Below are 15260 nucleotides of genomic sequence, written 5' to 3'. Positions count from 1 at the left end.
GCCGAGTCGGTGATCGTGGTGACGGCTGGCGTGGTGCTTGGCACCAGGTTTTCGAAGTTGCCACCCGTTGCGCCAGTGATGGTGGTGCTGACGGTGCTGCCATTGTTGTAGACGTCGTTCGCCGGAGTATCGACAGCGACGGTGCCGGTAGTAGCGCCCGCAGCGATGTTGATTACTGCGCCATTGCTCAGCGTCACAGTCACTGGCGTTTGCGCTGGGTTAGTCAGCGTCGCGGTGTAGGTGATCTGGCCGCCTTCGGTAACCGTGTTGGCCGCGGTCAGAGTCACGGTCGTGGTGTCGATGGTGTCGGTGATCTGGGTCACGGCCGGCGTGGTCGGCACGGTCACGGCGATGCCGCTGCCGCCGGTGGTGCCCGTAACGGTCACGCTGATCTGGCTTGGGTCGTTGTAGACGGTGTCGTTCGGCGCGAGCGGTACGTTGACGCTACCGGTCAATTGTCCGGCCTGGATCACGATGACCGCACCGTTGGACAAGGTCACGGTCAGGTCGGTTAGTGGCGCCTGGGTAACGGTTGCGGTGTAGACCAGCACGCCGCCGGCTTCGGTGATGGTCGGCGTGGCGCTCAGGCTCATGGTCGCATTGAGCACGGCGTTGGCTGTCGTGTCGGTGGTGGTGCCACCCAAGGTGTTGTTACCGGTCGCGGCGGCCGCTGCGAGGCCCGCGGTCGGGAAACCGATCGTCGGATCGACGCTGCCGGCCGTGGCGTCCAGCACGACGAAGCTGTGGCCGCCACCGGCGGCGCCACCTGTACCCGCGGCAGTTGGGCCTGCGGCGGTGGCTTCCAGAGCGGTCGTCGGGTCGACGCCGGCGGCGATGGCCTGTTGCAACTCATCTACAGACGGCGCGGCTTGGGCAGTGGCCTGTTCAAGGTCGGTGGAAGAGTCCGGAGCATTGGCGCTCCACTGAGTGTCGCGGCCCAGGTCGAGCGTGCGGCCATCGGCCAGCTCCAATGTGACGGCGCCGGCAGCGCCGGTATCTAACTGATCGCCCACATTCAGGCGGTCGCCCTCAATGAGCACGCGCCGAATACCTTCGGGGGATACGGCGAAAACCTGACCAACAATGCTTTTGACAACGGCAATAACACTGCTCATTGAAGACTCTCCGGGTACCACGTTCAGTAGACTTCCATGGACCCGACAGCCTTATTGGCCGTAGCGGTCTGGACGTTCATGCTCACTAAGGGAAAATGTTTTGACGCTTTGATTCGACAATAATTTGACTGTTTTTTTGGCATATTTAGTTTCTGCCAAACTATTGACCTTCTGCCGGCCATCCTAAACAATCGCTTCCGTAATGTCACATTGATATTTAAGCGGCGACCTGTTCTTTCGGTGCGTGTTCCAGCTCCTGTTTTGAACTTTCCGACATACGGTCATTCCGGTTGCCATCATCCGATGCAGCGCCACGTCTCGCTGTGATTCAAGACAAGAGTTTCGGGAATAAACCAACCATGCGTTCGCACCTGTTCAAGGCTTTACCTTTCGTCCTCGCCGCCAGCTTCGTACAAGCACAAACCTTGCCGCAGGCCATGCAACAGGCATTGGATGTCCATCCGGAAATCCAGGCCGGCGTGAACAGTCGCCTGGCGGCGGACTATCAGCTCAAGGCGGCCAAAGGCGGCTACCTGCCTAGAGTGGACCTTGCAGCCGGTTATGGCCGTGAAGGCACCGACAGTGTGACAACCCGTTCGGGCAGCAATAATCATTGGGAAACCTTGAATCGCAGCGAGTCGAGCCTGCGTCTGTCGCAAATGGTTTTTGACGGTTTTGCGACGTCCAGCGAAGTGGGGCGTCAACAAGCCAACGTGAACTCCCGCGCCTATTCCTTGCTGGACGCCTCCGAACGTACCGGCCTGACCGTGGCCCAGGTTTACCTGGATGTGCTGACCCGTCGCGAGTTCGTGCGCCTGGCCGAGGAAAACCTCAAGAGCCACGAGCGTATTTACGACCAGATCAAGCTGCGCACCTCCCGTGGCGTGGGCAGCGGTGCCGACCTGGACCAGGCCGAAGCGCGCATGGCCCAGGCCCGCAACAACCTGATCACTGAACAAACCAACCTGGCCGACGCCGAGACCAATTACCTCAGCGCCGTCGGCCAAGTGCCCGATCAGCTGGAGCGTCCCGCCGACTTTATGGCGCTGCTGCCGGCCAACCTGACCGAAGCCCGTGCCCAGATGCTGGAAAACAGCCCGGTGCTGCGTTCGGCCGAAGCCGACATCGCCGCTGCCGAAAAACAATATGAAGCCGCCAAATCGAGCTTCTATCCACGCTTCGATGCCGAGCTGGGCCGCACCGCCGACAACGACCTGGACGGCCAGAACGGCCACAACAACGAGTGGCAAGCCATGCTGCGCATGCGCTTCAACTTGTATGCCGGTGGCAGTAACAAGGCCGACCTGGAATCCAAGTCCTACCTGTCCAACCAGGCGCTGGATATCCGCAACAACGCGCTGCGCCAGTTGACTGAAGAGCTGGGCCTGGCCTGGAACGCCCTGAACAACGCCAACGCCCAAGTGCCGGTTGCCCAGCAATATGTGGATCGCAGCAACAGCGTGCGCACCGCCTACCAGCGTCAGTTCAGCCTGGGTGAGCGCACCCTGCTCGATTTGCTCGACAGCGAAAACGAGCTGTTCAGCGCCTCCCGTCGCCTGGCGGAGATCAAGAATGTGCAGCTGTTCACCCAGTACCGCATCAAGGCGACCATGGGTCAGTTGCTGAAAAGCCAGGGTGTGGTCGCGCCGTTGGCATCGGTTGTGCAGAACGACGTGAAACCCAAGGTCCAGTTGCCTGGGATGAATTGAGTCCTCCAACCCGTTTCAATCAGTCAGAGTGCCGAGCGTGGAATCAGAAGTCAGTCCAGTCGAACTAGTCCATGACCCGCGCACGCTGCACGACGACCCGCTGTTGGACGGTTTGCTGGCGCTCTGCATGCTGCATCAGAAGCCTGCCAGCGCGGCGATGCTCACCACCGGCCTGCCGTTGCCCAAGCAACGGCTAAGCGTCGAATTATTGTCGCGTGCGGCGGCCCGTGCCGGTCTGCAAGGCCGGGTGCTGCAACGCAAGCTCGAGCAAATCCCCGCCATCGCCATGCCGGCTCTGCTGCTGCTTAAAGAAGGCCGCAGCGCCGTCCTGCTGGGCTGGGCCGAGGATGACCAGGCGCGTTTGCTGCTCAGCGAAAGCGACGGCGGTGAAGTCACGGTCAGCCGTGAACTGCTCGCCGACGACTACAGCGGCAAGGTGTTCTTCGCCCAACCGCAGCATAAATTTGACGTTAATCACGGCACGCTCATTCCCCGGGCGCGTTCGTGGTTTCGCGACACCCTCAAGCGGTCCCGCTGGCTGTACGCCGACGCCATCGCCGCCAGCCTGCTGATCAACATCATTGCCATGGCCGCGCCGCTGTTCGTGATGAACGTCTACGACCGCGTGGTGCCGAACCAGGCTGAATCGACCCTGTGGGTATTGGCCGTTGGTATCACCGGCGCCTATGTGTTCGACCTGATCCTCAAAATGTTGCGCAGCCTGTGCCTGGATCTGGCGGGCAAGAAAACCGACCTGATCATCTCGGCGACGCTGTTCGAGCGCATCGTCGGCATGGCGATGAAATATCGTCCGGCGCGGGTGGGTAGCTTCGCCCAGAACATCCATGAGTTCCAAAGCCTGCGGGACTTCCTGGCCTCGCTGACCCTGACCAGCCTGATTGATTTGCCGTTCACGCTGCTGATCTTCATGGTCATCGCCATCCTTGGTGGGCATCTGGTGTGGATTCCGGTGGTGGCGTTTCCGCTTGCGCTGTTGATCGGCTATGCGCTGCAGAAGCCGTTGGTGGCGACCATGGAACGAACCATGTCCCTGGGCGCCGAGCGCCAGTCCAGCCTGATCGAAACCCTGGCCGGCCTGGACGCGGTGAAGGTCAACAACGCCGAGAGCGAGCGCCAGTACCAATGGGAACAGACCATCGGCACCCTCAGTCGCCTTGAGCTGCGGGTGAAGATGTTGTCCGGCCTGGCAATGAACATCACGTTGCTGATCCAGCAACTGGCCGGCGTGGTGATGATTGTCTTCGGCGTCTATCAGATCATCGCCGGCAACCTCAGCATGGGCGGGCTGGTTGCCTGTTACATGCTCAGCGGCCGCGCCCTCAGCCCGCTGGCATCGCTCTCGGGTTTGCTGACTCGCTACCAGCAGGCGCGGGTGACGATGACCTCCGTCGACCAGATGATGGAGCTGCCACAGGAGCGCAATTTCGAAGAGCGTCCGCTGAGCCGCAAGGTGTTGCAGGGGGCGATTGAGTGCCGCCAGCTGAACTTCACCTACCCGAACCAGCAGAACGCCGCGTTGAAGAACATCAACCTGGTGATCAAGCCTGGCGAGAAGATCGGCATCATCGGCCGCAGCGGCTCGGGCAAGAGTTCGCTGGCCAAGTTGCTGGTAGGCCTTTACCAACCGGACGACGGCGCGTTGCTGGTGGACGGCGTGGACATCCGCCAGATCGACGTCAGCGAGTTGCGCTACAACATTGGCTACGTGCCCCAGGACATCCAACTGCTGGCCGGCACCCTGCGGGACAACCTGACCTCCGGCGCCCGTTACGTCGAAGACGAACTGGTGCTCCAGGCCGCCGAGCTGGCGGGCGTACATGAATTCGCCCGCCTGCATCCACAAGGTTATGAACTGCAAGTCGGCGAGCGTGGGCAGAACCTGTCCGGCGGCCAACGGCAGAACGTCGCGCTGTCCCGCGCGCTGCTCCTCAACCCGCCCATCCTGCTCTTGGACGAGCCCACCAGTGCCATGGACAACACCGGTGAGGAACGCTTGAAACAGCGCTTGGCCGCCGTGGTGGAAAACAAGACCGTGCTGCTGGTGACGCACCGGGCATCGTTGCTGTCGCTGGTGGATCGCCTGATCGTGATCGATCGGGGGCAAATCCTCGCCGATGGCCCGAAAGCCGCCGTCATGGAAGCGTTGAAGAAGGGGCAGATCAGTGTTGCTTAAATCAGATTCAAAAGGCGCTATCGGCCGCTACTTCAAAGGCTCCGAGTCGCTGCGCGGCCAGCCGCTGCCCGAGGTCAACAAGGCGCTGATCGAAGACGCCCCCCGAGTGGTGCGCCTGACGATCTGGGGCATCATCGCCTTCTTCGTTTTCCTGGTGACGTGGGCCAACTTTGCTGTGATCGACGAGGTCACCAAGGGCGACGGCAAGGCGATCCCATCCTCCAAGATCCAGAAAATCCAGAACCTGGAAGGCGGCATTGTCGCCGAGCTGTTCGTCAAGGAAGGGCAGATCGTCGAGGCCGGTGCGCCGTTGATTCGCCTGGACGATACCCGGTTTGTCTCCAACGTCGGCGAAACCGAGGCGGATCGCCTGTCGATGCTATTGCGGGTCGAGCGCCTGAGTGCCGAGGTCGATGACCGGCCGTTGAAGTTTCCGCCCGATGTACTCAAGGCAGTACCGGGCCAGGCTGCCAGTGAGGAGTCGCTGTACATCAGCCGCCGCCAGCAATTGCATGACGAGATTGGTGGTTTGCAAGAGCAGTTGATCCAGCGTCAGCAGGAGCTGCGCGAGTTCATTTCCAAGCAGGCGCAATATCGCTCTGGCCTGGCGCTGCAACGCCAGGAAATCAACATGTCCGAGCCGTTGGTGGCCCAAGGTGCGGTATCGCCGGTGGAAGTGCTGCGGCTCAAGCGCGCCGAAGTCGAGACCCGTGGGCAACTGGACGCCACGACGCTGGCAATTCCTCGTGCCGAATCGGCGATCAAGGAAGTACAGCGCAAGATCGACGAGACCCGCGGCAAATTCCGCAGTGAAGCGCTGACCCAACTCAACGAAGCGCGCACCGACCTGAACAAGGCCCAGGCCACCGGCAAGGCCTTGGAAGATCGTGTTAGCCGTACCTTGGTCACGTCGCCGGTGCGCGGCATCGTCAACAAAATGCTGGTGAACACCATTGGCGGCGTGATCCAGCCGGGTAGCGACCTGATAGAAATCGTGCCGCTGGACGACACGATCCTGGTGGAAGCGAAAATCCGTCCCCAGGACATCGCCTTCCTGCACCCCGGCCAGGACGCCACGGTGAAATTCACGGCGTATGACTACACCATCTACGGCGGGATGAAAGCCAAGCTGGAACAGATCGGCGCCGACACCATCACCGATGAAGACAAGAAAACCACCTACTACATCATCAAGCTGCGCACCGAACGCAGCCACCTGGGCACGCCTGAAAAACCCCTGCTGATCATCCCGGGCATGGTGGCGTCGGTGGACATCATCACCGGCAAGAAAACAGTGCTGAGCTACCTGCTCAAACCGATCATCAAGGCCCGGTCCGAGGCGTTGCACGAGCGGTAAGTGGGACACCTGTGGCGCAGGCGCTTTTGTGGCGAGGGAGCTTGCTCCCGCTTGAGTGCGCAGCGCTCATCGCTTTTTTGGGGCCGCTGCGCGCCCCAGCGGGAGCAAGCTCCCTCGCCACAGGACCGTGGCGTTCCCAGAACCCTTGTGAGGGCGGGTTGCTCCCATAGGTTCTGCCATATGGTTATGCATTTTTAATATTTAAATTACTTTTCTTATACCTTTAAAGTCATCCCCCTGCGTACCTGCCGACCAATCGGCGCGCCGCACGACACAAACCAACACGGTGACCCCGTGAGTTTTGATCGAGTGCGCGCCCATTCAAGCGCGCCGTGCGTGGGAGTGATGTATGCCAGCCGTCTCTTTTTCTCCAGATTCAACCACCGCGAACATCGCGCCGCAGTCGTTCGATATTCGTCCATTCAGCGATGCCGTCGGCGCCGAGATCGTCGGCCTGGACCTGTCCCGGCCCATCAATGATCAGGATTTCGCCCGCATCCACCGCGCCCACCTCGACTATCACGTGGTGGTGTTCCGCAACCAACGCATCACCCCCGAACAGCACATCGCCTTCAGCCGTCGTTTTGGCGTGCTGCAGATCCATGTGCTCAAGCAATTCCTGCTGGCCGGGCACCCGGAAATCCTCATCGTTTCCAACATCATCGAAAACGGCCAGTCCATCGGCCTGGGCGATGCTGGCAAGTTCTGGCATTCGGACCTGTCCTATAAGGAGCTGCCCAGCCTCGGCTCGATGCTCCACGCCCAGGAGCTGCCGAGCGAAGGCGGCGACACGTTGTTCGCCGACATGCACAAGGCCTTGGACGGTTTGCCCGAAACGCTACGTAAAGCGATCGAAGGCCGCTCGGCGGCGCATTCCTATACGGCGCGCTACAGCGAGACCAAGTTCGAAGGCAACTGGCGTCCGAAGCTGACGCCCGAACAACTGGCCCAGGTCGCTGAAGTCGTGCATCCGATCGTCCGCACGCATCCGGAAACCGGGCGCAAGGCATTGTTCGTCAGCGAAGGTTTTACCACCCGCATCGTCGGCCTGCCGGAGGATGAAAGCACCGCCATCCTGACGGAGCTGTATGCCCACAGCGTGCTGCCGCAGAACATCTATCGCCATCAATGGCAGCCCCACGACTTGGTGTTCTGGGACAACCGCTCGCTGATCCACCTGGCTGCCGGTTGCCCAAGTCATCTGCGCCGCAAGCTGTACCGCACCACCATCCAGGGCGACGCCCCTTTCTGATCGGCTGCGCAGCGCGCAAATTGCCTGGAGAATCACCATGTCCAAACGCATTGCTTTTGCACCGTTGGCCGCTGCCATCGGTCTGGGGTTCAGCCTGCTGGCCGGCAGCCTGGTTGCGCCGGCCAGCGCTCACGCCGAGGGCGAGATTCGCATCGCTGAGCAGTTCGGCATCGTTTACCTGTTGCTGAATGTGGTGCGCGACCAACAACTGATCGAAAAGCACGGCAAGGAAGAGGGCATCGACATCAAGGTCGATTGGACCCAACTGTCCGGCGGCGCAGCAGTCAACGATGCGCTGCTGTCGGGCTCCATCGACATTGCCGGGGCCGGCGTCGGGCCGTTGTTGACGGTCTGGGACCGCACCCGTGGCAAGCAGAACGTCAAGGCGGTGGCGTCGCTGGGCAACTTTCCCTATTACCTGCTGAGCAACAACCCGAACGTCAAGACCATCGCCGACTTCACCGAGAAGGACCGCATCGCGGTGCCGGCGGTGGGTGTTTCGGTGCAGTCACGGATCCTGCAATACGCCGCCGCCAAGCAGTGGGGCGACAAGGATTTCAATCGCCTCGACAAGTACACCCTGGCCGTCCCGCACCCGGACGCCACGGCTGCGTTGATTGCCGGTGGCACCGAGTTGACCGGGCATTTTTCCAACCCGCCGTTCCAGGACCAGGCCCTGCAAAACCCCAACGTCCACGTCGTGCTCAATTCCTATGACGTGCTCGGGCCGAACTCACCTACGGTGCTGTTCGCCACCGAGAAATTCCGCGATGAGAACCCGAAGACCTACAAGGCCTTTGTCGAAGCCCTGACTGAAGCCGCTGACTTCGCCCAGAACGACAAGGGCGCGGCGGCGGACACCTACCTGCGGGTGACCAAGGCCAAGATCGACCGAGCAACCTTGCTGAAGATCATCGAAAACCCGCAGATCGAATTCACCGTTACGCCGAAGAACACTTACCCATTGGCTGAGTTTCTCTACCGCGTCGGCGCCATCAAGAACAAGCCGGCGTCATGGGAAGACTATTTCTTCCAGGACACCAAACCGTTGCAGGGGAGCTGATCGTCATGAACGCGCCATTGCAAGGCCACGCGGCCAGCAACGCCACCCGCACCGACACTGCGCTGTTGTCGGTGGATAACGTCAGCCTGGAGTACCGCACCCCGCAGCGTGTGGTGCGGGCTACCCATCAGGTGAGTTTTGAAGTCGATCCGGCGGACCGCTTTGTATTGCTCGGCCCGTCCGGGTGCGGCAAGTCTACGTTGCTCAAGGCCATTGGCGGTTTCATCGCGCCGTGCGAGGGCGAGATTCGCTTGCAAGGGCAAACTGTCAGCGCGCCGGGGCCGGACCGGATCGTGGTGTTCCAGGAGTTCGACCAACTGCCACCGTGGAAAACCGTGAAGCAGAACGTGATGTTCGCGCTGCTGGCGTCCGGCACGCTCAAGCGTCGCGAGGCCGAGGAACGGGCGCTGCATTACCTCGACAAAGTCGGCCTGGCGGCGTTTGCCGATGCCTACCCCCACACGTTGTCCGGTGGCATGAAGGCCCGCGTCGCGATTGCCCGGGCGTTGGCGATGCAACCAAAAATCCTATTGATGGACGAACCTTTCGCCGCCCTCGATGCCTTGACCCGACGCAAGATGCAGGAAGAGTTGCTGCTGCTCTGGGAGGAGGTGCGCTTCACGTTGCTGTTCGTCACCCACTCCATCGAAGAAGCGCTGGTGGTGGGCAATCGCATCCTGCTGCTGTCGCCGCATCCGGGACGCGTCCGCGCGGAAATCCACAGCCATCAATACGATCTGCACAGCCTCGGCGGTGTGGGGTTTCAGCACACGGCGCGGCGGATTCATGGACTGCTGTTCAATGAAGGTCAGCCGCCTGAAACCGAGCGTGAGCTGGATTTCACCGACATCCGTATCGCGTATTAAGGGGAGCGTTCCATGAGCCAGTTATCGCCTGCGCGCGAAGAGTATGAAGTCGATTTGCAACCCCTGACCCACGTGTCGCTGGAGCGGGAGTTGCCCGTGGGCCAGCGCCTCTGGCAGCAGGGTTGGCTGCGTAAAAGTCTGATCCTTATAGTGTTGGCGGTGCTGTGGGAGGGCGTGGCGCGTTACCAGAACAACGATCTGCTGCTGCCGAGTTTCTTGCAGACTGCCATCGCGTTGTACGACGGTTTGCTCAGTGGCGAGCTGTTGGGCAAGGTGTGGATTTCCCTGGTGGTGCTGCTCAAGGGTTATCTGCTGGGCATTGTCCTGGCGTTTGGCTTGACCACCCTGGCGGTGTCGACGCAGTTGGGCCGCGACCTGCTCAGCACGTTGACGTCGATGTTCAACCCATTGCCGGCCATTGCCCTGTTGCCGTTGGCGCTGCTGTGGTTCGGCCTGGGGCAGAACAGCCTGATTTTCGTGTTGGTGCATTCGGTGCTGTGGGCCCTGGCGTTGAACATGTACTCGGGGTTTCTTGGCGTATCGGAAACGCTACGCATGGCCGGGCGCAACTACGGGCTCAAGGGCCTGCGTTTTGTGCTGTTCATCCTCATCCCGGCGGCGCTGCCGTCGATCCTCGCCGGGCTGAAGATCGGCTGGGCCTTCGCCTGGCGCACCCTTATCGCCGCCGAACTGGTGTTCGGCGCCACCAGTGGCAAGGGTGGCTTGGGTTGGTACATCTTCCAGAACCGCAACGAGCTGTACACCGATAAGGTCTTTGCCGGATTGGCGGTGGTGATCCTGATCGGGTTGCTGGTGGAGAACCTGGTGTTCGACAGTCTGGAGCGGGTGACGGTGAAGCGTTGGGGGATGCAGCGTTGATTCGTTGAGTGTCACCTCGCCAAGGATGGGTTGCCTGGGCTGGCCTCATCGTCGGATCGCCGCCCGGAGCAAGCTCGCTCCCACAGTGGGGCGGTGTTGTGTCTCGTTATTGGGTGCGACACGAAGCCCCTGTGGGAGCGAGCTTGCTCGCGATGGCCTGCGAAGCAGGTCTCGTTGTTGAATTTAATTATCGTTGCCAGCCCATTAACCAAGTAAAGCCCTTTAGACTTGCCGCCTCCAGCAAGCCTTCAGGACACGGAATGCCAGTCCCTCGCAGCCCCCTTCGCAAAGCCCTGGTCGTTTGGTTGTACGCGGCGGCCCTGATGCACCTGCTCGCCGGCCTCACGCTGGCTTGGGCCGGTCATTCCGGCATGCTCGATGACTATTTGAATACCATCGAACTCGCGTTCTGGGGCGCCGATTCAGTGCCCGCCACGGCCCGCGCGCAGCAAGTCTGGTGGCTGGCCTTGTTCGGCGCCACATTGCAAAGCTACGCGCTGTACATGCTCGCCCTCGTTCATATCGGTAATCGATTGAAGCACGCCATGCCCTGGGGTTGGCTGATCGCCGGCGTCCTGCTCTGGGCGCCTCAGGACATGTGGATTTCCGCCCAGGCACGGGTCTGGGCGCACTTGTGGTTCGACAGCGTTGCCTTGCTCGTTTTATTGCCGCCGCTGTTCTGGCTCTATTGCCACGACCGCCAAACTTCCCTGCCCGACAACGCGCCGAGTGATTCCAACCATGGCTGATTTTTCACCGCTGGACTGGGCAATCGCCCTGCTGATCGCCCAGGCAATCCTCGGTGCGCTGGACACCCTGTATCACCACGAGCTTACCGTCGCCTTGCCCTATCGCCACAGTGCGCGGCTGGAGCTGTCGATCCACGCCCTGCGCTCGTGCTTCTACGGGATCCTGTTCCTGGGCATTGCGCATCTGGCTTTCGAGGGGACGTGGGCGATTGTCATCGCGCTGCTGTTCGCCCTGGAAATTTGCCTGACACTTTGGGACTTCGTGGTCGAGGACCGTAGCCGCAAACTGCCGCCTATCGAACGCATCATGCACACGGTGCTGGCGGTCAACGGCGGGGCGTTCTTCGCGTTGTATGGCGTGCAATTGGCGCAGTGGGCGAGTTTGCCAACCGGGCTGAGCGCAATCGACCTCGGCTGGCGCGGCTGGTTGTTGACGCTGTTCGCCATCGGTGTCACGGCCTCGGGGATTCGCGACGGCTTGGCGGCCTTGCGCATGCAACGCCAAGGAAAGCCGGCGAACCCGTTTGCCGGTGGCGCCTACAAGCGTGTGTTGGTCACGGGCGGCACTGGATTCATCGGCGAAACCCTGGTCAATCTACTGCTCGACGCCGGGCACACGGTCAGCGTGCTGGCGCGTGATCCGTTGAAAGCGGCCTACCTGTTTGACGGTCGCGCCCGTTGCCTGCGTTCGCTGGGCAAGCTGGGCCATGATGAAACTTTCGATGTGGTGATCAACCTGGCGGGTGCGCCGGTGGCTGGGCCGCGCTGGAGCCCCAAGCGCCAGGCGCAACTCATCGCCAGCCGGGTCAACACCACCGAAGCCTTGATGACTTGGCTGAGGAATGCCCGGCACAAACCGGCATTGTGGATACAGGCCTCGGCCGTGGGTTTTTACGGCGTGCGAGACGCCAGCGAAAGTCTCGATGAAAGTGCCAGCCGGGGCGATGGTTTCATGGCTGAGCTCTGCGCGCGGTGGGAAGCCTGCGCCCGGCCCGCCACGGAGTTGGGCGTGCGTCAGGTGGTGATGCGCCTGGGCGTGGTATTCGGTCCGGGCGGTGCGTTGCTGCCGTTGCTGATTCCGTTTCGCCTGGGGTTCGGTGGGCGGATGGGCGACGGCAAGCAAATCATGAGTTGGGTGCACCGCGACGACGTGATCCAAGTGATCGCCCGTGCTTTCGATGATGAAAGCCTGAGCGGCACCTATAACCTGGTGGCGCCGGAGACGGTCAGCCAGGCGCAGTTCGCCGAAAACGTCGGCAAGGTGCTCAAGCGCCCGGTGTGGTTTCACATTCCGGCCGCGCCAGTGCGCGCCTTGGCAGGCGAAATGGCCCAGCTGTTTTTCGACGGCCAACGCGTGGTGCCCAATCGTCTCGTCGAAGCCGGCCATACGTTCCGTTACCCGACGCTCGACGCAGCCCTGCGCGACCTGGCCTGAGGAACATTCATGAGCAAGCCTCGGATGTACCTGCTGGCCGGCAACGGCAGCGCCGCCGATTGGTGGGACGACGCGTTGCCGCATTTTCACCATTACGACGTGGTGCCCCTGGAACTGCCCGGCTTCGGCAACCATCCTCAGGGCCCTTGCGAAGACCTCGCGGCCTACGCCCAGGCGTTGCTGGCGGCGACGGTCCGGGGCAGCGCGATCATGGCGGTCGGAGTGAACGCTCTGCTGGTGCTGCATGCCTTGCAACGCCAGCCGGGGCACTTTTGCCGCAGTGTTTTGCTGGCGCCGGTGGGGGCGTTTTTGTGGCAGCGGCGGTTGCCGGCGTTGATGTCGCCGCTGCCGATTCGCAAGACCATTCACTGGCTGCTGGCGAACAAGCCGACGCTGTTTGCCCACAAGTTTTCCAGCCAGGCCTGGACGCCTGATCAGTACCAGCGCATGGGCGCCGGCTACGCTCGTTGCCGCGCCTTTGTGCCGCACTGGGACCTGGTGCGGGCCGACACTGCGTTGCCGTTGCTGGAATGGATCAGCGACCCAGTCGAATTGGTGTGGGGCGATCAAGACAAGGTACTCGGCGTTGCCCAAGCGGCGGCCTGGTCGGCGATTCTGGCCCGCGCAGATTTGACTATCAGCCTGAAGCCAGGTTGGGGTCACTATCCGTGGATTGATTCACCGGCTGAATTCGCGGCGTGGCTGGAATCCGGCGAACGTGGTTTTGTCGCGCATACCAAGGGCGGCCGCTTGCGTCTCGCGGAGCTGGCTGGGCAGCCGGTACCGGCGGCGCTGTCGCTCAACCATTGTGATGATCCGCGCCTGCCCGACTTTCTGGACGACCAGCCGGACGCTACCTGGGCCGTGCGTTCCTCCAGTTACGGCGAGGATCAGGCCGATGCGGCGAATGCGGGCTTGAGCACCACGTTCCTGCGTGAACCGACGCACAACGTATCGGCGCGCATTGCCGAGTTGAGCGCGGCGGGTGTCGAGGAAGTGGTGGTTCAGCGGTTCATCACGCCACGACTGTCCGGGATTGCGTTCGTGCGTCACTTGTCCGTTGAATTGGAGTGGGTCGAGGGGCATTTGGAGTCGTTGGCCGATGGCCAAGTGAGTCCCGAGCGCGCAGTGATTTCCCGTCTCGGCGAGTCATGGAACAGCGGTGCGTTCAAGCCCGCCCATGGCCTGACTGCCGACGCGTTGTGGCGGTTTCTGCAAGGCGTGTTGCGGGTCTTTCACTACGTGCCCGGCGACGTTGAATGGGCATGGGACGGCACCCAGCTGTGGCTGCTGCAATACCGCCCGATCAGCGACTACGGCTGGCGCCGGCACCTGACCGCCGCCAACATTGCCGAGATCCTGCCACCGCAGCCCAGCGTCCTGGTGGAGTACGCCCAGCGCCGTGCGGCGGCGAGCATCCCGGCGATCATGGCGCGTTGGGATCCGCGGGCGCTGCAGGACAACGAGCCCTTCACGGCGGTGTTTGGCGGCGCTTCGTACATCAACAACGATTTGTTTCTCGCCCGGCTGGCTGACTGGGGCGTCAGCGCCAGCAGCTACGCTGGCGAGGTCGGCGGCGCGACGCCACACCTGCCTTGGCGGCCACTGCGACTGCTGCGTTCGCTGCCGTTGTTCCTGCGCATGCAACGCATCGCCCGTGGACATTTGCTGACGCTGGAAAACGGCTTGCGACGGTTTGATCGGGAGCTGCAAGAACTGACCGGACAAGGTGCCGACGGCCAGCAGTTGGCCGACTGGTTTACCCGCTTCTACGTGTTCGTGGTGCAGGGCAACCTGTGCATCGCCAGCGCCTTGGCCAGCAGCGGCGGCGACTGGCTGGGACGACCGCCGACCGCCTATGACGATCTCGAACACAGCCCTCATCGGCTGCCGTGGGAAACCGACCCGGCCACACCGCGCCCGGCGCCGACCGAGCTGCCATTGCAGGCCTTTCCACAATGGTCGTTGGCGATTCGCCTGGTCCATGACGCCGGCCTGCCAGGGTTGCGCGGCTATTATTTGCAGGTGCGTGAATGGTATCGCGACAACCTGATGCGGATCTTTTTCCGCCTGCATCACGCCATGCCGCCCGCTGACCGGGCACATTGGTTTGCACCGCACCCGGACATCCGCAGCCTCGACGGCAGCTTCTGGCAGGATGGTCGCGAGGGCACCGAGCAGGCGAGCGGGTTCCTGATCTACCCGGGTCAGGCCCAGGGCATCCTCGGCGAGGACATCCTGCTGGAAGACACCTTGGACCCTGGCCGCCACGCCCACTACCAAAACGCCCGCGCCGTGATCGCACGCATGGGTGGACGCTTGTCCCATGGCTCGACGCTGCTGCGTGAACTGCGCAAGCCTTCGGCGGTACTTCCTCAGGCGGATGTGGGGTGGTTGGGGCGTGAGGTGGTGTATTGCGACGGGGAGTTGAGGTTGGTGGAGTAGCCCGCCGCGACATCTGTTGATCGCAGAATCCGTGGCGAGGGAGCTTGCTCCCGCTGGGTTGCGCAGCGACCCCAAGCAATCTCAATGCGATCCGCCTGACACACCGAGGCGTCAGGGTTTGGGACTCCTGCGCCGTCCAGCGGGAGCAAGCTCCCTCGCCACGGGAATACGTTCAGCTCAGGGGCTGCTCTCAACC

General features: G+C 62.0%; 11 protein-coding genes. 10 read left to right on the top strand and 1 reads right to left on the bottom strand.

The window, feature by feature from the left end; genetic code table 11:
• A partial coding sequence (locus FHK92_RS27965) for a retention module-containing protein (RefSeq protein ID WP_258232748.1) occupies positions 1 to 1115 on the bottom strand: 1115 nt, incomplete at its 3' end.
• 359 nt (positions 1116 to 1474) lie between these two features.
• On the opposite strand from FHK92_RS27965, the gene FHK92_RS25870 reads away from it, so the two are divergent.
• The 10 genes from FHK92_RS25870 to FHK92_RS25825 all read left to right on the top strand — a co-directional run bounded on the left by FHK92_RS25870 (position 1475) and on the right by FHK92_RS25825 (position 15064).
• Positions 1475 to 2824: a TolC family outer membrane protein gene (locus FHK92_RS25870; protein WP_181290629.1), complete on the top strand. Its 1350-nt coding sequence runs from the start codon at positions 1475 to 1477 to the stop codon at positions 2822 to 2824.
• A 37-nt stretch (positions 2825 to 2861) separates the two neighbouring features.
• Complete coding sequence (locus FHK92_RS25865; protein WP_181290628.1) at positions 2862 to 5018, top strand: type I secretion system permease/ATPase; 2157 nt, start codon at positions 2862 to 2864, stop codon at positions 5016 to 5018.
• Positions 5008 to 6375, top strand: a complete 1368-nt coding sequence (locus tag FHK92_RS25860; RefSeq protein ID WP_181290627.1) for an HlyD family type I secretion periplasmic adaptor subunit — start codon at positions 5008 to 5010, stop codon at positions 6373 to 6375. Before FHK92_RS25865 ends, FHK92_RS25860 begins: the two co-directional genes overlap by 11 nt.
• Before the next feature lie 349 nt (positions 6376 to 6724).
• Positions 6725 to 7627, top strand: a complete 903-nt coding sequence (locus FHK92_RS25855; protein ID WP_181290626.1) for a TauD/TfdA dioxygenase family protein — start codon at positions 6725 to 6727, stop codon at positions 7625 to 7627.
• Between the two features lie 37 nt (positions 7628 to 7664).
• Complete coding sequence (locus FHK92_RS25850; protein ID WP_181290625.1) at positions 7665 to 8690, top strand: ABC transporter substrate-binding protein; 1026 nt, start codon at positions 7665 to 7667, stop codon at positions 8688 to 8690.
• 5 nt (positions 8691 to 8695) lie between these two features.
• Complete coding sequence (locus FHK92_RS25845) at positions 8696 to 9556, top strand: ABC transporter ATP-binding protein (protein ID WP_181290624.1); 861 nt, start codon at positions 8696 to 8698, stop codon at positions 9554 to 9556.
• Positions 9557 to 9568: 12 nt separating this feature from the next.
• Entirely contained in the window at positions 9569 to 10435 is an 867-nt protein-coding gene (locus FHK92_RS25840) for an ABC transporter permease (RefSeq protein WP_181290623.1), read from the top strand.
• A gap of 260 nt (positions 10436 to 10695) precedes the next feature.
• Positions 10696 to 11184, top strand: coding sequence for a cell division protein (locus FHK92_RS25835; protein ID WP_181290622.1), 489 nt, complete (start codon positions 10696 to 10698; stop codon positions 11182 to 11184).
• Positions 11177 to 12619, top strand: coding sequence for a TIGR01777 family oxidoreductase (locus FHK92_RS25830; protein ID WP_181290621.1), 1443 nt, complete (start codon positions 11177 to 11179; stop codon positions 12617 to 12619). Before FHK92_RS25835 ends, FHK92_RS25830 begins: the two co-directional genes overlap by 8 nt.
• Positions 12620 to 12628: 9 nt before the next feature.
• Positions 12629 to 15064 (top strand): PEP-utilizing enzyme, encoded by a 2436-nt coding sequence (locus tag FHK92_RS25825; protein ID WP_181290620.1) that lies wholly within the window; start codon positions 12629 to 12631, stop codon positions 15062 to 15064.
• Positions 15065 to 15260 lie beyond the last annotated feature (196 nt).

It is taken from the genome of Pseudomonas brassicacearum subsp. neoaurantiaca, from assembly GCF_013608025.1.
In the GTDB taxonomy this organism is placed as follows: Bacteria; Pseudomonadota; Gammaproteobacteria; order Pseudomonadales; family Pseudomonadaceae; genus Aquipseudomonas.
The sequence above is the reverse complement of the archived record's forward strand: the minus strand, read 5'-3'. Positions and strand labels throughout refer to the sequence as shown.

What these genes read in the sequence shown, in the direction of transcription:
- FHK92_RS25870 (WP_181290629.1), top strand. Translation starts at nt 1,475, where the DNA reads ATGCGTTCGCACCTGTTCAAGGCTTTACCTTTCGTCCTCGCCGCCAGC.
- FHK92_RS25855 (WP_181290626.1), top strand. Translation starts at nt 6,725, where the DNA reads ATGCCAGCCGTCTCTTTTTCTCCAGATTCAACCACCGCGAACATCGCG.
- FHK92_RS25850 (WP_181290625.1), top strand. Translation starts at nt 7,665, where the DNA reads ATGTCCAAACGCATTGCTTTTGCACCGTTGGCCGCTGCCATCGGTCTG.
- FHK92_RS25845 (WP_181290624.1), top strand. Translation starts at nt 8,696, where the DNA reads ATGAACGCGCCATTGCAAGGCCACGCGGCCAGCAACGCCACCCGCACC.
- FHK92_RS25840 (WP_181290623.1), top strand. Translation starts at nt 9,569, where the DNA reads ATGAGCCAGTTATCGCCTGCGCGCGAAGAGTATGAAGTCGATTTGCAA.
- FHK92_RS25835 (WP_181290622.1), top strand. Translation starts at nt 10,696, where the DNA reads ATGCCAGTCCCTCGCAGCCCCCTTCGCAAAGCCCTGGTCGTTTGGTTG.
- FHK92_RS25830 (WP_181290621.1), top strand. Translation starts at nt 11,177, where the DNA reads ATGGCTGATTTTTCACCGCTGGACTGGGCAATCGCCCTGCTGATCGCC.
- FHK92_RS25825 (WP_181290620.1), top strand. Translation starts at nt 12,629, where the DNA reads ATGAGCAAGCCTCGGATGTACCTGCTGGCCGGCAACGGCAGCGCCGCC.